Source organism: Halovibrio variabilis (genome assembly GCF_007991175.1).
Taxonomy (GTDB): Bacteria; Pseudomonadota; Gammaproteobacteria; order Pseudomonadales; family Halomonadaceae; genus Vreelandella; species Vreelandella variabilis.
Genome location: NZ_BJXV01000009.1, coordinates 211,235 through 230,711, shown reverse-complemented (window position 1 = coordinate 230,711; position 19,477 = coordinate 211,235). Strand labels below are relative to the sequence as shown.

Below are 19,477 nucleotides of genomic sequence, written 5' to 3'. Positions count from 1 at the left end.
GTCAGATAGATCATGGTGATTCTCGCTGGTTGGGTAATTAAACAGTGGCTTCTAAAGCAGCGACCCGCTTGGCCCAATGGGTGTGACAAGTCGCTTCCAGCATCTGGCCACTGTCTTGAAACACCGCTTCCGTACTATTGAGCAGGGCATGGGCCTGAGGCTGTTGGCGGGCCATGGCTTGCGTAAAATGCTCTTCGACCAGCGCTACCTGCGCCGGATGGACGCAGGTCTTGGCATAAAACCCCCAGGCGATGTCCAGGGCCACTTCACGAGACAGGGTGCTGGGTTCGCCTATCAAGTCACACACGGGGGCTGATAGCTCAAACCCGGCAGGCCGGAAAATGGTAATGAGCCGCTCAATGGTTGACCTCAAGGGAGTGTCATAGATGGTTTGGCCTGGCTGGCGTTTAAGGCCTATGGCACCTAAAAGATCATTAGCGCCAATACGCAGGGCGATGACCGGGTTACCTAGGGCTTGCACCGCTTTAAGGGTGGCGATGGCGCTGTCTTCACGAAATAGCGCCGGTGTTTCGAGCGTTGGCATGATGGCGAGCTGCTTATTGCGATCCAGCACGTCGCACCATGCGGGCATGGTGGTGTCGTCAAACTTTGGGATCACCACCCCATCGATGCGCGCCACCGCATCAGACGACTCCAGTAGTTGGCGCAGTACAAAGGGGTTACGCGGTCTGACAAAGCGGAGAAAGGGCACCTTGGCTGGGGCCGTCTTCAACGCTTTTATCAGTCGCTGCACGGCCCAGGTGACGGCATCGGGTGCCACCGCATCTTCCGTACACAGGATGATCGATCGTGCATCGTGGCAGCCAACGGCTAAAATCTGATCGAGCGATTTGTGGGTGGCGGGCACATAGAGCGAGGCGCCGAGCTGGCCATAATGGGGAGTCGCCATTAGATAGCCTCCGCCTTGGTAACCGCTTTGATCAATGAGCAGGCGTGGAAAGGCATATCAGGGCATACGTCCACCGGCACGCCTTTTTCTTCAGCCAGCAGGATTAGATGTTCAACATCCGGGTGGGCCGTATCTCGCACCATCAACAGCGCCGGCACGCGACGCAACATGACGCGTGTGGCCTCAGCAATGCCGGGTTTGATGTAGTTGATGTCGTCGACGCGATAATGGCGTTGGATCTGGGCGAGCATCTCTTGCATCAGGCACCGCTGGCGCGTGAGCTCGCCCTCTGTTGGTAGAGAAACATCATCAAGCGGCTGCGATAAATGCATCGCGACACGCTCTATGAACGCTTGTGATTGGTCGTATGGTGCTAAGTCGGCATAGAGGACACAGCCATGAAAAGCACCCTCAGGGACTTGATGGTTGAGTACCGAGCGCGATACAAGTCCTGAAACAGTGGCGTTGAGAATGCCCGATGGAATGGCATAGTCCTCACACGTTGCCGCGTAATCAGCCGACCCGCCGATGTCTGAAATGACTGCCAAACGGGTAGCGACGGTGCTTTTACCTTTGGCACGTCGGGCAGTGTTGTAACGCGACATATCTGAACGCAATTCACGGGTAATCACGCCTTTGGCTGTCCAGGCATCGACAAATACGATTCGCTTAGCATCTACGCCCACGTCATCCAGCAAATAATCCAGCGCTGCGATGTCGATGCCTCGATCACGAATAATGGAGACGCTGTAGTGCTGGCATGCTTGGTCTTCATAATCCACTAAGGCGCGTCGCAGTAGCGCGCCCGCCGGGGTGCCAGCGCGTACCAAGCTGACCAGCGTAATGGGAGAGGCGCTAACACCCAGGTCGGTCACCAACTGGTGGGCCAGCTGGCGCACTTCACGCGCTAGTCTTGGGGCGTAGCGCTCGCAAAGGGTCTCGAATAACGCCAAGTATCGTGGGCTTGGCGCTTCCTCACGATGGATCATTTCACTGTAGTGGGCTTGGCCTGTTTGAATGCGGTGCTCTTTCTCTTCAATCGAGAGGTATTCTGGCACTATCGGAGTGAGCAGAAACTGGCAGTCCTCCGGCTGGTAAGAGCCATAGAAGGGGGCAAACGGGACCACTGCGGTCATTGGGCGAGTTCCTTAACAGCGTTCCAGACTTGGCTACGCGTGGGCATCACGGCCAAATCGCTATGTGTCATGAAAGGTAGATCCGATAGGCTGTCGCCAAGCGCGATGACGGTGTCTTCTGGCTGACGCTGCAGCACCTCTTCGAGAAGAAACCGGCAAGCCTCTGATTTGCAGGTGTAGGAAGGGCGTAGCGCGGCATTACGGGTGTTGGCATGAAGGGATAGCCCATGTGTCTGAGCAACCTCATTGAGTAGTGCGTGAGCCTCGACAGTCAGCGCTCCCGTTGCCTTGATCGACAAATAGACCGGCACTGACAGGTCTTCCAGCCGACGCAAGGTAAACTGCAGGTGCGGCGCTACCCTTGGCAGCGCCTCGCTAAGGTCAGCGTAGGCCCGACCAATGGTCAGGTGCGCATTATCCACGTGAGGTGCCAGCCGGGATTGCCACGCCGGTAATACGTCGCCTTCAGACGTGACCAGCGCGCCATGGCTGACCACGGCATACTTTCTTGGAAAGGATAGCGTCACACGGTCCAGCGCATAGCTGGTTCTTCCCGTCACCGGAATAATCACATTGGCCGCGCCACTGAACAGCTCCCACAGCATGCGTTGCTGATGGGTCTGAAACGAAAGCGGGGCGCCGTCGCCATCGACGGCCGCGAGCTGAACGCGCTCAGCGTTGTCGGGCAATGACCGCTCACTGGCGAACAGCGTATCGTCGAGATCTGTCAGCAGGATCAGTCGGCCCCGGCTCATGCCACTTGCTCCTGTTTGCCGTCAACATGCAGACGGTGGGCGGCTTCAAGCGCTTGGCTTAAATGCGGCTGACCGATGCCATCAAAGGCCAATGGCTCACGCTGTAGCGGTGCGTTGTAAAGGAAGTGGGTTTTATTGCTATCGCCGGGAGCGGGGTGCTCAAGCCGATTCGCCACTTCATCGCCCAAGGCGATGGGTGAGCGTGTAGAGCTTTGAAACAGCACATCCATACCGGCCGTTTCTAACGCCAGGGCCACACGAAAGGGGGTATCTAAGAATTCCCCCATGCCATACACCACATGGGGTTTGTTGACTTGAAGGTTTCGCGAGAGAAATGCGTCTTCCAGTACTGCCTCGTCGGCATCAAACAGCATGCCGTAAAGCCCCTGTCGCTCCAGTGGTAGTGGCGCTGACTGTGTGGCTGACTGTGTGGAAAGTGCATTGCAGAAATCGACATCAACATTATCAGGCAGGGTGACCTGATATTCTGGGTCGGCAGCGAAGGAAAAGGTTCCCGCCATCAGCTGCACGAAGTGAATCTCGATATTCGACGGTAGCAGTGACAACAATTGCGCGCGTGCTGTTGCGTCTAGCCAGCTTACGATCGACACAATGTGTAGACGCTTAACCCGTGAAAGTTCGGGTTGGCCCATTAGCGAATGGGCTAACTGCGCCAATGTGCGGCCCGTGGATATCTCATCATCGACGAGCACAAGATCCTCAGTCGTTTGGACGGCATCTAGCGCATCGCCTTCCAGGCGCGCCATGTGCATCGTATCAGCGTGTGAGTGTGCCTCGCGGATGCGTAACCAGGGATTAGGCACCAGGAAGCGAGTGGTGTGATGAAAAACGCTATGCTCATGCAGCCTGCCAAGATGGCGGGCAACGCCGGCGCCTAAACCGACGGCTGTTTCCGCCATGCCCACCACATAAGCGGTATGGCCGCGTAACTGGATGGCCTGCGCTAACTCGGCATGAATGGCGTCCATTTTAGAGGGCCGCACTGGTATATGCTTGCCCAACACGCGGGATACGAACAGGTAGCCGCGACGAGGGTTTAGCCGCGACGCAAAGGCGATTAATTCGTTAAGGCGGTGGCCATTTTCGGTCAATATAAGCGTCAGCCGTCCGGCCTGGATGTCTTTAATCGCTCTTTGCGTGCTCATAGAACAGTATTCCAATCAGTGTATAGGCTCTGAAAAACCACTTGATCGCGCCAGAAACAGCTTTTCAGAACAAACATCGCTCAACACCGGAAGCTAGTGTCATTTAAAAGTCGCGTTAGGGTAAGTGGCTTGGATGAGTGGGAGTCTCCGCTCCCACTCTTACGCTCGTTTAAGAGGCGCTTAAGCCATACTTGGAGGCGAGGTCGCCCAGACCACCGCTAAAGCCTTGACCGATGGCGCGGAACTTCCATTCGCCGTTGTTACGGTAAAGCTCACAGAAAATCATGGCATCTTCAATCGAGTAATCTTCTGACAGGTCGTAACGAACGACTTCTTGATTATTGTCTTCATTGATAACACGAGCGAAGGCGTTATCAACCTGACCGAAGTTCTGGCCACGTGCAGCGGAATCGTGGATGGTGACCGTGATAGCAATTTTGTCGACGTCAGCGGGCACCGTGGATAGGTCGACCTTGATGACTTCATCATCGCCTTCGCCTTCACCCGTGAGGTTATCGCCGGTGTGCTCAACAGAACCGTCGGCAGATTTTAGATTATTGTAGAAAATGAAGTCTTTATCACTGCGGCACTTGCCATCGCTATTGAGTAGAAAAACGCTGGCATCTAGATCAAAGTCCTGACCGGTGGTGACGCGAGGATCCCAACCCAGGCCGATACGGATTTGCTTGATACCGGGTGATTCTTTGCTCAGCGAAATGTTACCGCCTTTGGAGAGCGAAATTGACATGTGTTAGTGCCTCATCATTAGTTGCGAGAGAAACGGGCTAAGCACACGCTTAGCCCTAGAAAGGTCTTGTCGCAGACCTTAACTGGGTAGAAGTCACCAGCAAAACTAGTGTTCTTGGCTGCAAAGCGTTATTAGCCATCGTCCTTGTAAAGCCCACTGACGACCATGGGATACCGATTGCTGATCCAGCCCCAACGATACCAGATTCTCGCTTGTATTGGGGTAGGTTTGAGCCAGCGATAGGTCGCCAGGCGCCCTGTCTTCATGACAGCACAATAAGCCGTGAGTTGCGTCGTAACGTGACGAATGGTGGTTATGCCCTCGAGCTGGCTCAGCGTCGGCAATGCATTAGACCTTCCTGGTACGTTCAACGTACGTTAAATTGAATTTTGAAAACCCTGAGGCATCGTAAGGTGTAAGGTATTTAAGGGTGGGACAAGTAGGTGTGTATGTGGCTAAGGTGGTGCAGTCACTCAACGTAAACATTAAATGAATCAATCACTCGGCAACATTTCATTAGACGATTGTCGACGCTGTTAAGGGAAGAATAATTGATGGGTACCCAACTGATTGCAGGGCAGAACGCCAAACTTAATGACGCACAGCTTACGTTTAGTCTCGCCGTGGGAAACGACCAAGGTGCTAGCCTAGACGCCTCAGCCATTCTGCTGGCTAACACCGGTAAGGTGTCGAGCGATGATGACTTCATCTTCTTCAACCAACCCAAGCACCCGTCAGGTGGCGTAGAACAAAAAGATGGGTCGACATTTTCGGTAGATCTGAGCAAGGTGCCCGGCCACCTTGAGCGTATAGCCTTCGTCCTCACCGTTGAGCCTGGGCTATCAGCGTTGTCAAGCGGCTACCGTTTTGACCTTAAGGGTAACGCTGATCAGTTTGAATTCAGTGGGCAAGGCACTGGCCGCCAGGAGAAGTCGCTCATCGTGTGCGAGTTGTACCGTCGCAACGGCGAGTGGAAAGTGAAGGTCGTGGACCAGGGCTTTGCTGGCGGCATGGCGCCGCTTGCCGAGCATTTTGGCGTCGATGTCGACAGTAATTCCAAGCCAGCTCCCACGCCAACACCGGCCCCCGCCCCTCCCAAACCCCAGGAGAAACTATCGATTAATCTCAGCAAGATCACCCTGGATAAAAAGGGCGACACTATTTCGCTTGAGAAAAAATCAGCCACGTTTGGCAAAATCCATGTGAACCTCAACTGGGATCAAACCGCCGGGGCGGGCGCCAGCAAAAAAGGCCTATTTGGATCGTTACTGGGCGGCAAGCAGGGGGGCGTCGATCTTGATCTTGGCTGTATGTTCGAGTTTAAAGACGGCACCAAAGGGATTGTTCAAGCCCTTGGTAATAACTTCGGCAGCCTGGAAAGGGCGCCCTATATCTTTCTTGATGGCGACGATCGCACGGGGTCAGTGAACCAAGGCGAGAACTTATACCTGAATGGCCAGCATTGGGGTGACATCAAGCGTGTGATGATCTTTGCCTTCATTTATGAAGGCGTTGCCAACTGGGCGCAGACCAACGGACGCGTATCGATCAAAGCGCCTGATCAGCCTGAAATCGAAATCCGCATGGACGCCAGCGGTAAAAACGAGAACTTCTGTGTGATTGCGATGCTGGAGAACCAAAACGGGGCCCTGAATATTTCCAAAGAGGTGAACTACTTCGGCAGTCACAAGCCAGCGGATAACCATTATGGTTTTGGCTTCCAGTGGAAAGCGAGCACTAAGTAACGACGCCGAGTCTTACGGGCCTCCTTTTGCGCAATCTGTCGATACGTTAACTCAGAGCGTCGCCGCCAGTACGCTGTCAGCCACCGTGTACTGCGCGATAATGAAGGCGATATAGCACGCTGCCATGATCCCGCCTGCTATACGGCCGATCTTACCTACGAAGAGCAGGAAGGCCGCAAAAACAAGGGTTACAAGCACGACGGCGTAAATGTCGAAGGACGCAAAACGTGGATCGATCAGCAAAGGCTTGGCGACGGCAGACAGTGCCAATACCGAGAGAATATTGAAGATGTTGCTGCCAATGATGCCGCCTACGATCATGTCGTTCTGGCCTTTGCGAGCGGCAGCTACACAGGCGGTCAATTCAGGCAGCGAGGTGCCGAAGGCAATAAGGGTCATGCCGATTACGGCTTCGGGCACGCCGAGGGCGATCCCTCCGGCAACCGCTCCCTGAACCAGAATCTCGGATCCGATCAGCAGGGTGACGATACCGACAAGCAGCATAAGTCCCGGAAAACGGCTGCCGGCATCGTGCTCTTCCACTTCGTCTACGTCGAGCTTGCTCGCCTTGTACTGGTAGAACACGTAACCGGCAAGCACGATAACCATCACCAGACCTCCCCAGGCTGGCAGAGTGCCGGCAATTACCGCCGCCGTCATGCCTGCTGTGGCGACCAGCATGACGACCGTGTCCAGCCCTACATCGGCGCGTCTGAAGACGACAGGTGCAATCAGGGCTGACACCGCAATCACCATCAATACGTTGGCAATGTTTGAGCCAATCACGTTGCCAACCGAAATGCCGGGAAAACCAGACAGGTTGGCGTTGACAGAGGTGAAAAGTTCCGGCGCTGAGGTGCCGAACGCCAGAACGGTGGCAGCAATGAAAAGCTTTGATAATCCCGACCGTCCGGCCACCGTCACGGCATTATCGACCGTCCAATCCCCTCCCTTGATCAGCATCCAAACGCCAAAAGCGATTGCGCCAAATGCAATCAGGGAAAGTTGGTAGGTGCTGAGTTCGTGCATGTTGGTTCCTGAAAAATAAACAACGGCGAAAAGAGAGGACGACGGTTTGTGTGGTGGAAGGGGTTATAGATCGAATTCTTCAGGCTTGAGGCCAAGCTCCTGGGCGATTTCTCGTACCACGGCTTTCTCGTCGGCATCGAAATCCCCATCGGCCGCACCGATAGCGCACACGACACGGACAATGACTCGGGCTTGATCTTCCTTACCGCGTACCTTGCCGACGGTTTGCAGTGCATTGGCCTTGCCGATGGCATGATCGAATTCAAAATCGCCAACGGCTTTGTTGAACACTTCAATCACCTGCCGGATGTCGAAGTGCTTCAGCTCGTCCGAGCGCTCCAGAAAAGCGGCCATCTTTTGTTTTTCTGAGGCATCGACTGAGCCGTCAGCCGCGGCTACGAGCGCACAGCCGGAGACAATTGCTTCCATAAAGGTACGGTTTTTGAACTTCGCTACCTCAGCCGTCAGGTTTTCCCGTGCCTTAGTAACGTTTTCTTTTAGCCAATCAAGTGCCATGTTGCTTCTCCAGTTTGATAATGAAACATTGAAACTTAGGGGGCTTGATCAGATAGCCTATCCAGCGTCTTTATAAGATCCGCAAGGCGGATACTTAGCATGGCGTGCGGTAGTCGTTGATGCCATAACGACGCCGTATGAAGGCATTGATCAGTCAGCGTATAGTGACACAACGCAGCATCTTTCGTCTCGTCGACCAGATGGCCGGTGGCGTTCCATCACGATGATCCTCTGTCTTCCTGATGCCCGGAGCTGTCACTGCCCGACAGGAAATCATCACGCGCGCGCTGACTGTCATCGTTGTTACGGCTGGCAACACGTGCCTGCTCTGCTTGAGCTTCTCGTTCGGCGCGCGCTGCCTCGCGACGGGCATGCCGTTGCCGGACCGCGCTACGAACCCGCCAGGCGACATAAACTCCCCCCAATGCCAGCAAGGTCAGGACAACGATGTTGAACAGCGGAAAGTGACGGTAGCCCGGCTCGACCTGCCAGACCTTCACGGCGTTCGGAAACATCGAGAAGATCGGAATACGCCATCCATAATGCCGAACGGCCACCAGGTTATCCTCGTTCTGTGAAATCGAGCGGGCACGCGTGTGCAGGTCGGAGCTATCGAATTTGCCGTACAAAAGTGCATCTTCGTTGCGATAATTGCGCGGATCACCTTGCTGGTTTTCGGCAAGGATAAAGTACACATCCATGGTGCTGACGGAGCCATCGGATTCACTGTCCACGTTGTTCTGCTGGGTATCGACCCGCTTAACATCGGTACCAATCAGGCGTACGACATCAACCTGCGGCAGGGCATAGTACAAAGCGGCGCCGACTGCGATCAAAACAGCGCCAACCAGGGCATATCCAAGGCGTTTCATTGATCATTTCCCTTAGGGTCAAGGTGTTTGTAGCGACCAGTGCCTATCCAGCGCGATGTCTATTGGGCTTGGCGGTAAGGCTTTGGCAGGTTTTCTGTGATGGGCACAGCAAATCGACAGTGTATTGGCTGACCATCAGTGCAATCGCTTTTGAGCTGCCAGTGATAATGACATTCGTGAGCGTCGTCGGCAACTCTGCCCCGACCGAATCAGCAGGCAGCAGAGTGGCACCGGAAGCCGCTGTCAAGGGCGAAAAGCAGCAAGGCGACTCAGAAGGTTTCCATTGCCACCAGGCGACAGCCTCTGCATAGTTAGCCAGTCAGCCAATGCAGAACGCGCTTATTGAATGCAGGACCCATTAACCGATAACGAGGCACCTATCTATGTCGCAGCAAGTGATTCTTACCACCTCGTCACACCTTGAAGGCTACCGAGTAACCGACCATATCGATATTGTTTCGTCTGAGTGTGTGTTCGGCATGAACGTGTTAAAGGATATGTTCGCGGGCTTTCGCGACTTCTTTGGCGGTCGCAATAAATCATCTCAGAACGCCTTGCGTGATGCGCGCGTTGCTTGCCTTGATGAATTGCGCGCAGAGGCCGCTCAGATGGGCGCTAACGCTGTGATTGGCATTGACCTTGATTACAGCGAGATTTCAGGCGGCGGTAAGTCGATGCTGTTCTTGGTTGCTACAGGAACCGCGGTGAAGGTGACGAAAGCGTAATACTGCTCAACGTCTGGCGTCTCGATCGGCTTAAACCAGGTCGCGCGGGATTTCCTCGTCCCAACTTTTGGAAAAAACCCGGCTGTCGCCCTCGAAGGCATCCAGAGTCGCCCGCAAGCGAAAGCTGGTGGCATTCGATGTCATCAAGGTGCGGGTCAAGCTGCGGACTTCCCAGTCACCGCGCCGGAAACGACGTTCCCACTCGGTCCAGCCGCTGAGGCTGTCGTAGTTGCCGTAAGAATAGGTGTAGCGCTCAGTCACCCGTGACGAGAGCTCGAGATCGATATCCTCGAGACGGAAGATGCCTTCGTCATTGATGACCTCAAGCGTGGTCTGGTCCTGGGCCAGGTCGCGTATCACCCGCCAGGTTTCCTGGCTGGGCTGTAACAGGCTCACGGCGAGTGGCGGTGCGCCTTCCGGTTCGCCAAACGCGGGCAGCGCCGCTTCTTCCTGGGGCTGCGGTTCGCGGCTGGGCAGGATCAACTGGCAGCCCCCTGGGTGCACGGTCAGCTTGACGGGAACCGGCGACGGCCAGGCCAACGGCCAGTAACTGGTCGAGAGCGACAGCCGAATGGCGTGGCCGACGGGAAACTTCTGGGCGATGTGCTTAAGCGATACGCGCACGCGGTAACGCTTGCCGGGCTCCAGGGGCTGGGGAAATTCGTCGCTGTCACGGTGGGTCAGGTTGAGCAGGCCGTAGGAAATTCGGGTGGCCTTGTCATCCTCGGCAATATCGCTGAGCCGGACCGCTACCATCGCCACCGGCTGATCGGCTTCGATGTCGAGTTCGACAATCGGCTGCCCGCATATCTCAATGGCTTGATCAAGGCCGGCGGTCTGGAAGATCAACGCACCGCCATCCTCGTCACGTTGATCATGAGGTAAATCAGGTGGCGCATTATAAGAACACCACTTACCGGCAAACAGGCCTACTGACAGCGGCGAACGGATGCTGAGCGGTACCGCGACGTCCGCGCCCAGCCCGGCGGGGCTCTGCACTAAAGGCAGCAGGTCGTGACCGCTGGTCAGCCGGAAGTGTTTCGGCTCGATCCGCGGCGACGGCCAGCTCGGTTCCGTGACCCAGCGGCCTGGGCGCTCCTTGTAGCGGGCCGATGGCGGCATTGAGTCCTGCATCCACACGCGCAGCATGGGCTCGTCCATGATCCCCGTTTCCTTGCCCTTCAGCCAATAGTCCCACCAGCGTAGCGTTTCCTGCAAAAAACCGATCGCCGGGCCGGGAACGCCCAGGTGGGGGTACTTGTGCGACCAGGGCCCCACCAGGCCTTTGCGCGGCACGTCGAGCCCCTCAAGCAGGCGGAACACGGCGTTGCAGTAGCCATCGGCCCAGCCGCTAACGGCATAAACAGGGCAGCGAATGAGGGAAAAATCCTCGCATACCGAACCATGCTTCCAATAGTCATCGCGGCGCTGATGCTGGAGCCAGGTCGACAGCCACAGCCCGCTGTGTTCCAGACGCTCCATCCACATCTCACGCCAGCGCTCACCGACTAGCTGCGGGTCGGGGGGGCAGGTATTGCCATCGAACATGGTCGAGCCCCAGGAGAGGTTGTCGCCCAGCAGGCAGCCCCCCATGTGGTGGACATCATCGGCGTAGCGATCGTCGGTGGAACACAGCGTAATAACCGCCTTCAGCTCGGGCGGCTGTAGCGCCGCGATCTGCAGGCCGTTGAAACCGCCCCAGGAGATGCCAATCATGCCGACGTCACCGGTACACCAGGGTTGCTTACCCAGCCACTGCAGGATTTCGACGCCATCGTCGAGCTCCTGCTGCAGGTATTCATCGGTCAGCACGCCGTCCGACTCGCCGCTGCCGCGCATGTCGACCCGCACCCCGGCGTACCCGTGGCCAGCCCAATAAGCGTGTGTCTGGGCGTCGCGCATCGCCGTCAGGTCGCGCTTACGATAGGGCAGGTACTCAAGAATGGCGGGTACCGGGTCACTCTCGGCATCCACCGGGCGCCAGATACGGACTGCCAGCCGGCAGCCATCGGCCAGCGTGATCCAGCTTTCTTCTTCCTGCACGTTGCGGGGAAAATCGCTGACGATGCGCATGGACCTGCTCCTTAACGTTTGTGTAAAACGACGCAACCCTGTCAGCTGATGATGTCTTCAAAAGCGAAATGGAGCTGCTCGGCAAGCCGCGCGTAGTTGTCTTCCAGCGCGATATCGTCGTCTGCGCCCATCCACACGTACGCCAGGGCATAGCTGTAACTGTCTTGCTCTGACAGGGAGGATAAGCGCATGCCGGCCTCGACCTGGAGCGTGATCACGGTGCCGGGAAACGTCTGCTGCAGCGTTTCGATCGCCTCGGCACTGGGAACCTGGCTAACGGTGGCGTCGCTGAAGAATACCCGATAAAAGAACTTCCCAGCGACTTTAAATTCCCCTTGGCGGTGCGGCATGTCGGGCAACTGCCCCAGCGCCAGGTCCACCGTCACTTGCTGATGGCTGACCCCGTCGACCTTTTCGAACAGGTCACAGTGCGATTGCGCGACGCGGGTATTGATCTCCAGCAGCCAGATGCGGTCTTGCACTTCATCCCAGAAGTACTCGACGTTGAAGGCCGCATTGTCATAGCCGATATGGGCCATGATCTGACGCGTCAGGTCCTGCATCTTGGTTTGAATGGCCGGGGGAAGGCGCGACGGATAGCGGTAGTAGAAAAAGCTCAGCACCTGCGGGTAGCGAATCGAGTCGACAATGCCATACGGGACAACATCACCCTGGAAGACATAGCCCTCGACCGTACACTGCCAGCCGCCGATGATCTCTTCCGCCATGCAGTGGCCACCGTCGACCGAGCGGACGTTTTTCGGCAGGTTGGCATGTTCCAGCACGTAATTAAACGGCTCTGAAATCGTCCCGATGCCCTCGCATAGCCGCTCTACCGCATAGGCGAAGTCTTCGGGGCTTTCGATGCGAAAACCCAGTCGCGAGCCTGAGGATTTGATCGGTTTGACGAAGAAGGGCATATACAGCCCGGCTTCGCCGATACGCTGAAGGGCGTCGGAGTCGAAAGGGTCAAAGGCGGTGAAGCGGGGAATGTAGTCGCCTATCACCTCTTTCTGAACGAGCCGACTCCAGTACTTGTGCTCGCATTTGAGCAAACTTTCAAGGCTGGTCGACGGCGTGCCCAGTCGCTCACAGAGCAGCGGCAGCATGGTCGAAACGGGGAAATCCATATAGCCCACAATGGCATCAATAGGCTCGCCAAATGCTTTCAGCTGGGTTTCGGCGCTGGCCAGCATATCTTCGATAGGAAAGATTTCCGTATCATTGACTTCCTCTGGTTCGATCACGCCATGGAACCGGTAATGTTCAGCCCCACGTAAATGTGCAAGCCGTTGACGATTCAGTTCATCCAGCCCAACAACAAAAATATTCCGATTGCGCATAATCGCCTCCTGGCGAAAGCTCGGTCTTCTCAGTCCTCGCTACCCAGATGCAAAAGGCATCAGAGAGGGTATGAGGCTTGCCTGGCCTGATCGACAGGCTAGGCGTGAGGAAGGCCGCTTTTCGGAGTATAGCGGGTTATCCTGGGAGCGTTTGGCTAATATGTAAGCGCGCTGGAACGTCACTGCGTTATTAACGTGGTGGTCAGCCGGGGGACCATGATTAATCTGGCTAGGCAAGTTTCCAACTGTTATAAGTGAGGTCATGGTTAACAATCATGCGATGCGACATTGTTGCCGGTATCGGTAATGATCCCGTGTTTCTCAAAAGCGTCGCTGGGCGGCGAAAGGAATATGGCTTCTCCCGTTTTCTCGGCATCCGGCCACCTCGTGGCCATCGGCGGTGCCGAGGACAGGTCTTCAGATCTTGAAATCCTCAAGAAGGTCTTTTCTCTAATCCCCGAAGGTAATCAGGTGGTCGCGGTCATTGCCACGGCCAGCGGTATCCCCGACCAGGTCCTGCCGGAATACCAAGCGGCCTTCTCCCGCTTGGGCGCAAGTCAAGTTCATGAGCTGAAAATACGCGACCGCCAGGAAGCCGCCGATGCGGATACGGTGCGCCTGATCGAGCAGAGCGGCCTGATCTTCTTTACCGGCGGTGATCAACTGCGCCTGACCAATGTGCTCGGTGGCTCGCCGGTGCTGACGGCGATCCGCCAACGCCTGCAGGAAGGCGCCGTGGTTGCCGGAACCAGCGCGGGCGCGGCGGCCATGCCGGGTACCATGATCTACAACGGCGCCGCCGCGGATGCGTTGCGCAAGGGCGCGGTTAACCTGACCTTTGGCCTGAACTTTGTTGATGACCTGATCATCGACAGCCACTTTCTCGAGCGTGGGCGCTTCACGCGACTGATGGAGGTCGGCGCCAGCAACCCCGAACACCTGGGGGTGGGCCTGGGCGAGGATGCCGCCGTGATCATTCACCCTCACGGGATTCTCGAAGCCATCGGCCCGGGGCATGTCATCCTTATCGATAGCCGGGACCTGGCCAGTTCGAACATTGCCGACCTCGCCATGGGCGAACCCGTGGCCGTTGAACACATGATCCTGCACGCACTGGTCAGCGGCCACGGCTTTGATATCGAGGCTCGGCGCTATCTTGTGCCCCACGAACTCAGCGCGATTCTCGCGGAGAACCGATGAACATTCTCGAGCACAGGGCCCTACGTGGCCCGAACTACTATAGCCGCTATCCGGCCATTTTCATGCGCCTGGACATCGGTGAACTCGAGGAGCGGCCGAGCGACTTGGTCCCTGGCATCGTCGAGCGGCTGACAACGCTGCTGCCGACCCTTCAGGAGCACCGCTGCTCGGTGGGGCGCCCCGGTGGCTTTCTGGAACGCCTGGGGCGGGGGACCTGGGCCGGTCACGTCGTCGAGCATGTGGCCATCGAGCTGCAGAACCTGATTGGCTTCTCGGTGGGTTACGGCAAGACCATCGACAGCTATGACACCGGTATCTACAACGTGGTCTATCGCTACCGGGACGAGGCCTGCGGTCTGGCGGCGGGCGTCGAAGCGGTCGGCCTCGTCGAACGTTTGTTCTTCAGCGAAGCGGTTGATTTGCCCGTCATTCTGGCGCGCCTCAGGAAAGTGCGCGACGCCCATATGCTGGGCCCCTCAACGGCGGCCATCGTTGATGCGGCGACTCAGCGGGGCATTCCTCATGCCCGCTTGAGCGAGGAAAACAGCTATATCCAGTTTGGTCACGGCCACCGACAGCAGCGCATCCAGGCAACGGTGACCGGCCACACGGACCTTATCAGCCACGGCATCGCCGACGATAAAGAGTGGACCAAACAGGTCCTGGGCGATGCCGGGATTCCTGTGCCCCAAGGGCGGGTGTGTGCTTCTTTCGACGAGGCGCTGGACGCCGTCCGCGCCATCGGCTACCCCGTTGCGGTGAAGCCGGTGATCGGCAACCATGGCCGCGGGGTCAGTACCAATATCGAGGACGATCAGGCGCTGCGTGATGCCTTTGATGTTGCTTCTCATCGCAATCCCACGGTGATTGTCGAGCAGTACATCCGCGGCGAGGATCATCGCCTGCTGGTCATTGATGGCAAGCTCGTGGCGGCCGCAAGGCGTCGCCCGGCCCACGTGGTCGGCGATGGCGTCGCCACGCTCCAGGCGCTGGTCGATAAGGAAAATCGCGACCCGCGCCGCGGCATCGGCCACGAGAACCTGCTCACCCAGATCCAACTGGACGACCAGTCGCGTCGGCTGATCGGTCAACAGAACCTGACCCTGCAGAGCGTGATACCCGCTGACGAGATCGTCTTTCTCAAGCCCACGGCCAACCTTAGCACTGGGGGGACGGCCACGGACGTTACCGACGATGTTCACCCGGAAGTGCGCTACGTGGCGGAGCGCATCGCGCGGCTAGTGGGGCTGGATATCATTGGCATCGACCTACTCGCCGAAACCTTAACCAAGCCCCTTGAGGAGCAATCGGCCGCGGTGGTCGAGGTCAACGCCGGGCCGGGCTTTCGTATGCACCTTGCGCCGACCCACGGCGAGGGTCGTGATGTAGGCCGCCCGGTGATTGACATGTTGTTTCCCGATAGCGAAACCACCGGGCGTATTCCCATCGCGGCGGTGACCGGCACCAACGGCAAGACCACCACGGTACGCCTGCTTTCACACCTGCTGCGCCAGGCGGGACGCAACGTGGGCATGGCCTGCACCGGTGCCATTGAGATCGACAACCATGTGATACTGCGCGGCGACTATAGCGGCCCTCAGGCGGCGGCGATCGTGCTGCGCGAGCCCACGGTCGAGTGTGCCGTGCTGGAAGTCGCCCGCGGTGGCATCATGCGTCGCGGCCTGGGCTTCGACGAGTGCGACGTGGGCGTGCTGCTCAATATCGCCAGCGACCACCTGGGCGAGCACGATATCCATACGCTGGATGAGCTGGCGCGGTGTAAAACCGTCGTGATCGACGCCGTCCGCCAGGGCGGCACAGCGGTACTCAATGCTGACGACCCGCGGGTGCTGGAAGGTCAGGAGTGGGCCCGGGGCGATATCATCTTCTTCACCCTGGACCCCAATTCCCGCCCCGTCCGACAGCATGTCCGCGAACAGGGCGTCGCCTTTACCGTCCACAACGAACGCATCGTGATGCGCCAGGGCCATGTCGAGGCCGAGGTGATTCCGGTAGTGGACGTGCCCATCACCTTTGAAGGTCATGCGCGTTTCAATGTGGCCAACGCCCTGGCAGCCAGCGCCGCCGCCTATGCCCTGGGGCTGTCCATCGCCGATATCCAAATGGGCCTGCAGACCTTCCACCCCACGCCGGGGCAGAACCCCGGGCGTACCAACCTGATCGATGCGGACGGCATGAAGGTGCTGATCGACTACGGCCATAACGTACCGGCGCTGGAGGCCCTGAGCGAGCTGGTTGGCTGCATCCCGGCCCGTCGGCGGATCAGCGTGGCCAGCGCCCCGGGCAATCGTCGCGACGAAGACCTGTTCACGCTGGGGACTTTGCTCGCCAAGATGCACGATGTTGTGTTTATCTACGAGACCGATGCCCGAGGCCGCACACCTGGCGAGGCTGCCCGCCTGCTACGCGAAGGCGCCGAATCAATACCAGGTGGTTGCCGGGTCGAGGTCATCATGGAAGAGCAGCAGGCTGTGGAACAAGCCTTTAATGAGGCAAGTGAAGGCGACTTGCTGGTATTGCTGATCGACGATGTCGAGGGTGCCATTGAACGTATCCGGGGTCGCCGCTTCCAGTCAGCCGCTGCCACGACACCCGACGGTGAGGCGTCATGATGACCGCGGGTGCCCAGAACGACCGGCTACTGACCCTGTTGCGGGTGGGGAGTATTTACGCTCCGGAGCTGCTCGAAACCAACGACATCCTGATCGCCGACGGCCGTATCGCCGCCCTTGGGCGTGATCTTGAGATCCCGGCGGGCTGGCCCATCCGAGTCGTGGAAGCGCGCCATCTCACCGCCGTGCCTGCTTTTATCGACCAGCATGTTCACGTCACCGGCGGCGGTGGCGAAGGCGGCTGCGGTACCCGCTGCCCGGAAATTACCGCCCATGAGATCGCCTCGATGGGGATTGGCACGGTGGTAGGGGTGCTGGGCACCGACAGTATCAGCCGTTCCCCGGCGGACCTGCTGGCCAAGGTGCGTGGGCTTAAAGCCGAGGGTATATCGGCCTACATGTACACCGGTGCTTATCGCGTTCCGCCGCCCACCCTAACCGGTGATATCCAGCGCGACCTGGCCTGGATACCTGAAGTGATCGGCCTGGGCGAAATCGCCATTTCGGACCATCGCTCCAGCCAGCCACGCCAGGATGAAATCGAACGCCTGGTCAGCGATACCCGGGTGGGCGCTATGCTGGCTGGCAAGCGGGGTATCTGCCATTTCCATCTCGGTGACGGTAAGCGAGGGCTGGAACCCCTGCGCAGACTGCTGACTGACACCGAGATTCCCGCCGATCAAGTGATCCCCACCCATGTCAATCGCCATCCCGCTTTGCTTGAGGAAGCGGCAGCGTATGCGCTCGCCTTCAACGCCTGTGTCGACGTCACCGCCTTTGAAGAACCCGGCGACGGTCTCTCAGCCTTTGATGCTGTGTTGCGGCTACTCGAACGCGGCGTCCCCCCTGAGCGCATTACCATGAGTTCCGACTGCAACGGCAGTTTGCCCGAGTTTGATACTCAAGGTGTTTATCTGGGCATGAAGGTGGCTCGGAACACGGCGCTCATTGCAGATTGGCAACGCCTGGTGCGTGAAGGCGTGCTGCCACTTGAGTCAGCGTTGGGGATCATTTCCACCAGCGTGGCCCGGGTGCTTGGGTTACATGACCGCAAGGGGCGGATAGCCATCGGCTTCGATGCCGATGTGGCGCTACTCGACAGCGAACTTCAACCGCAGCAGACGTTCGTGGCGGGGAAATGTGTTTATGACGTGGGCAGCTAGAAGGGGACTGGTGACTTTATAAGGCGAACCGATGGGTGATAAAGAGCTGAACCCGACTTTTCGTGTGTCATCCCCACAAAATTCAGCCACAAAAAAACCGTTACCTTTCGGTAACGGTTTTCTCTATATAGGGTAGCGGGGACCGCCGACGTTGAAATAAAAGCGAACCGATGACCTTCTGGGGTTTAAAGCGCTGAGCCTGACGATTTTTCTGAGTCTTCTTCCCAAACTTCAAACACAAAAAAACCGTTACCTTTCGGTAACGGCTTTCTCTATATATGGTAGCGGGGACCGGATTTGAACCGATGACCTTCGGGTTATGAGCCCGACGAGCTACCAGACTGCTCCACCCCGCATCAACTTGTGACGTATTCTACAGAAGTCTTGTGCGAAGTCAATAGGGTGATTAACACGTTCGACTGATGGCGGATCTACGCACCCTGCTGCAACATGGGCAAAGTACAGCTATGCTTTAGGTAGCGATAACAACAAGCTTATGTTGGTGCATTGCTCAAGCAAACGATGCATCAGGGTAATACAGGCGCAACCGCGCTTATTCACAATGGCTTGTGGCGCAATGTGCGTGCTTTGTAATCCAAGTCATTTGTCATATCAGGGAGGTTAGTCAATGGCCAATCAAGCCCCCGTCGCCTGGGTAACTGGTGGAACTGGTGGTATCGGTACGGCCATCTGTCGTTCGTTGGCAGATGCGGGATATCTGGTGGTCGCGGGTTACCGTAACCCCGACAAGGCCAAAACCTGGCTAGAAACCCAGCGCGCCGATGGTTACAACACTATCGAACTGTCCGGTGTCGACCTTGCCGACCATAATGCCTGCCTAGAAGGAGCTAAAGAAATCCATGACAAGCATGGGCCTATCAGTGTGCTCGTGAACTGTGCGGGCATTACCCGTGACGGCACCATGAAGAAAATGTCTTATGAGCAGTGGTACGAAGTGCTCGACACCAACCTCAACAGCGTTTTCAACACCTGCCGTAGCGTGATCGAGATGATGCTTGAGAATGGCTATGGTCGGATTATCAATATTTCTTCCATCAACGGGCGTAAAGGCCAGTTTGGCCAGGTCAACTACGCCGCTGCGAAAGCAGGGATGCACGGCCTGACTATGTCGCTGGCGCAGGAAACAGCGACCAAAGGGATTACCGTTAATACTGTCTCGCCCGGCTACATTGCCACCGACATGATTATGAATATTCCAGAAAAAGTGCGCGAAGCAATTCGGGAAACCATTCCAGTAAAGCGCTATGGCACGCCTGAGGAGATTGGTCGTCTGGTCTCTTTCTTAGCCGACAAAGAGTCAGGGTTTATCACTGGCGCTAACATTGATATTAACGGCGGTCAGTTTATGGGCTAGTGGCGCCCACTGGCCAAGAGGCCTTCTCCCCTGTTCGGGGGGAGAAAGGCAAACGGGAGGCAATAAGCCTCCCGTTGTCGTTAGTAAA

General features: G+C 57.2%; 16 protein-coding genes and 1 tRNA gene. 6 read left to right on the top strand and 11 right to left on the bottom strand.

Annotation, left to right across the window (positions count from 1 at the left end):
* Positions 1-37: 37 nt before the first annotated feature.
* From HVA01_RS09295 to HVA01_RS09275, 5 genes are all read right to left on the bottom strand, one after another.
* Positions 38-910 (bottom strand): aldolase/citrate lyase family protein, encoded by an 873-nt coding sequence (locus tag HVA01_RS09295; RefSeq protein ID WP_146875032.1) that lies wholly within the window; start codon positions 908-910, stop codon positions 38-40.
* Positions 910-2,046, bottom strand: a complete 1,137-nt coding sequence (locus tag HVA01_RS09290; RefSeq protein ID WP_146875031.1) for a cysteine protease StiP family protein — start codon at positions 2,044-2,046, stop codon at positions 910-912. The genes HVA01_RS09295 and HVA01_RS09290 overlap by 1 nt, the downstream gene beginning before the upstream one ends.
* A complete protein-coding gene (locus HVA01_RS09285; protein WP_146875030.1) occupies positions 2,043-2,801 on the bottom strand; it encodes an HAD family hydrolase in 759 nt (252 codons plus the stop codon). Before HVA01_RS09285 ends, HVA01_RS09290 begins: the two co-directional genes overlap by 4 nt.
* Complete coding sequence (locus HVA01_RS09280) at positions 2,798-3,967, bottom strand: phosphoribosyltransferase domain-containing protein (protein ID WP_146875029.1); 1,170 nt, start codon at positions 3,965-3,967, stop codon at positions 2,798-2,800. Before HVA01_RS09280 ends, HVA01_RS09285 begins: the two co-directional genes overlap by 4 nt.
* Before the next feature lie 169 nt (positions 3,968-4,136).
* Positions 4,137-4,715 carry a TerD family protein gene (locus HVA01_RS09275; RefSeq protein WP_146875028.1) on the bottom strand — a complete coding sequence of 193 codons (579 nt, stop codon included), beginning with the start codon at positions 4,713-4,715 and terminating at the stop codon, positions 4,137-4,139.
* Positions 4,716-5,269: 554 nt separating this feature from the next.
* Here HVA01_RS09275 and HVA01_RS09270 point away from each other — a divergent pair.
* Positions 5,270-6,460, top strand: a complete 1,191-nt coding sequence (locus HVA01_RS09270; protein WP_146875027.1) for a TerD family protein — start codon at positions 5,270-5,272, stop codon at positions 6,458-6,460.
* A 51-nt stretch (positions 6,461-6,511) separates the two neighbouring features.
* Here HVA01_RS09270 and HVA01_RS09265 read toward each other — a convergent pair whose 3' ends face one another.
* From HVA01_RS09265 to HVA01_RS09255, 3 genes are all read right to left on the bottom strand, one after another.
* Positions 6,512-7,489 (bottom strand): calcium/sodium antiporter, encoded by a 978-nt coding sequence (locus HVA01_RS09265; RefSeq protein WP_146875026.1) that lies wholly within the window; start codon positions 7,487-7,489, stop codon positions 6,512-6,514.
* A gap of 63 nt (positions 7,490-7,552) precedes the next feature.
* Positions 7,553-8,005, bottom strand: a complete 453-nt coding sequence (locus HVA01_RS09260) for a tellurite resistance TerB family protein (protein WP_146875025.1) — start codon at positions 8,003-8,005, stop codon at positions 7,553-7,555.
* A 218-nt stretch (positions 8,006-8,223) separates the two neighbouring features.
* Positions 8,224-8,877, bottom strand: a complete 654-nt coding sequence (locus HVA01_RS09255; RefSeq protein WP_146875024.1) for a DUF1523 family protein — start codon at positions 8,875-8,877, stop codon at positions 8,224-8,226.
* 383 nt (positions 8,878-9,260) lie between these two features.
* Between HVA01_RS09255 and HVA01_RS09250 the strand changes: the two genes are divergently transcribed.
* Complete coding sequence (locus tag HVA01_RS09250; protein ID WP_146875023.1) at positions 9,261-9,602, top strand: YbjQ family protein; 342 nt, start codon at positions 9,261-9,263, stop codon at positions 9,600-9,602.
* A gap of 30 nt (positions 9,603-9,632) precedes the next feature.
* On the opposite strand, the gene HVA01_RS09245 is transcribed toward HVA01_RS09250, so the two are convergent.
* Together HVA01_RS09245 and HVA01_RS09240 are read right to left on the bottom strand one after the other, a co-directional pair.
* A complete protein-coding gene (locus tag HVA01_RS09245) occupies positions 9,633-11,675 on the bottom strand; it encodes a CocE/NonD family hydrolase (protein WP_146875022.1) in 2,043 nt (680 codons plus the stop codon).
* A 41-nt stretch (positions 11,676-11,716) separates the two neighbouring features.
* Entirely contained in the window at positions 11,717-13,018 is a 1,302-nt protein-coding gene (locus tag HVA01_RS09240; RefSeq protein WP_146875021.1) for an ATP-grasp domain-containing protein, read from the bottom strand.
* A 351-nt stretch (positions 13,019-13,369) separates the two neighbouring features.
* Here HVA01_RS09240 and HVA01_RS09235 point away from each other — a divergent pair, with 351 nt between their 5' ends.
* The 3 genes from HVA01_RS09235 to iadA are packed head-to-tail and all read left to right on the top strand — an operon-like array spanning position 13,370 to position 18,014.
* Positions 13,370-14,218 carry a cyanophycinase gene (locus HVA01_RS09235; protein WP_246129564.1) on the top strand — a complete coding sequence of 283 codons (849 nt, stop codon included), beginning with the start codon at positions 13,370-13,372 and terminating at the stop codon, positions 14,216-14,218.
* Entirely contained in the window at positions 14,215-16,851 is a 2,637-nt protein-coding gene (cphA, locus tag HVA01_RS09230; RefSeq protein WP_146875019.1) for a cyanophycin synthetase, read from the top strand. The genes HVA01_RS09235 and cphA overlap by 4 nt, the downstream gene beginning before the upstream one ends.
* Positions 16,848-18,014 (top strand): beta-aspartyl-peptidase, encoded by a 1,167-nt coding sequence (gene iadA / locus HVA01_RS09225; RefSeq protein ID WP_146875018.1) that lies wholly within the window; start codon positions 16,848-16,850, stop codon positions 18,012-18,014. Before cphA ends, iadA begins: the two co-directional genes overlap by 4 nt.
* 279 nt (positions 18,015-18,293) lie before the next feature.
* Here the strand turns inward: iadA and HVA01_RS09220 are convergent.
* Positions 18,294-18,370 (bottom strand) — tRNA-Met (locus HVA01_RS09220).
* 272 nt (positions 18,371-18,642) lie between these two features.
* On the opposite strand from HVA01_RS09220, the gene phbB reads away from it, so the two are divergent.
* Positions 18,643-19,389 carry an acetoacetyl-CoA reductase gene (gene phbB / locus HVA01_RS09215; protein ID WP_146875017.1) on the top strand — a complete coding sequence of 249 codons (747 nt, stop codon included), beginning with the start codon at positions 18,643-18,645 and terminating at the stop codon, positions 19,387-19,389.
* Positions 19,390-19,477: the final 88 nt, after the last annotated feature.

What these genes read in the sequence shown, in the direction of transcription:
- HVA01_RS09295 (WP_146875032.1), bottom strand. Translation starts at nt 910, where the DNA reads ATGGCGACTCCCCATTATGGCCAGCTCGGCGCCTCGCTCTATGTGCCC.
- HVA01_RS09290 (WP_146875031.1), bottom strand. Translation starts at nt 2,046, where the DNA reads ATGACCGCAGTGGTCCCGTTTGCCCCCTTCTATGGCTCTTACCAGCCG.
- HVA01_RS09285 (WP_146875030.1), bottom strand. Translation starts at nt 2,801, where the DNA reads ATGAGCCGGGGCCGACTGATCCTGCTGACAGATCTCGACGATACGCTG.
- HVA01_RS09280 (WP_146875029.1), bottom strand. Translation starts at nt 3,967, where the DNA reads ATGAGCACGCAAAGAGCGATTAAAGACATCCAGGCCGGACGGCTGACG.
- HVA01_RS09275 (WP_146875028.1), bottom strand. Translation starts at nt 4,715, where the DNA reads ATGTCAATTTCGCTCTCCAAAGGCGGTAACATTTCGCTGAGCAAAGAA.
- HVA01_RS09270 (WP_146875027.1), top strand. Translation starts at nt 5,270, where the DNA reads ATGGGTACCCAACTGATTGCAGGGCAGAACGCCAAACTTAATGACGCA.
- HVA01_RS09265 (WP_146875026.1), bottom strand. Translation starts at nt 7,489, where the DNA reads ATGCACGAACTCAGCACCTACCAACTTTCCCTGATTGCATTTGGCGCA.
- HVA01_RS09260 (WP_146875025.1), bottom strand. Translation starts at nt 8,005, where the DNA reads ATGGCACTTGATTGGCTAAAAGAAAACGTTACTAAGGCACGGGAAAAC.
- HVA01_RS09255 (WP_146875024.1), bottom strand. Translation starts at nt 8,877, where the DNA reads ATGAAACGCCTTGGATATGCCCTGGTTGGCGCTGTTTTGATCGCAGTC.
- HVA01_RS09250 (WP_146875023.1), top strand. Translation starts at nt 9,261, where the DNA reads ATGTCGCAGCAAGTGATTCTTACCACCTCGTCACACCTTGAAGGCTAC.
- HVA01_RS09245 (WP_146875022.1), bottom strand. Translation starts at nt 11,675, where the DNA reads ATGCGCATCGTCAGCGATTTTCCCCGCAACGTGCAGGAAGAAGAAAGC.
- HVA01_RS09240 (WP_146875021.1), bottom strand. Translation starts at nt 13,018, where the DNA reads ATGCGCAATCGGAATATTTTTGTTGTTGGGCTGGATGAACTGAATCGT.
- HVA01_RS09235 (WP_246129564.1), top strand. Translation starts at nt 13,370, where the DNA reads ATGGCTTCTCCCGTTTTCTCGGCATCCGGCCACCTCGTGGCCATCGGC.
- cphA (WP_146875019.1), top strand. Translation starts at nt 14,215, where the DNA reads ATGAACATTCTCGAGCACAGGGCCCTACGTGGCCCGAACTACTATAGC.
- iadA (WP_146875018.1), top strand. Translation starts at nt 16,848, where the DNA reads ATGATGACCGCGGGTGCCCAGAACGACCGGCTACTGACCCTGTTGCGG.
- phbB (WP_146875017.1), top strand. Translation starts at nt 18,643, where the DNA reads ATGGCCAATCAAGCCCCCGTCGCCTGGGTAACTGGTGGAACTGGTGGT.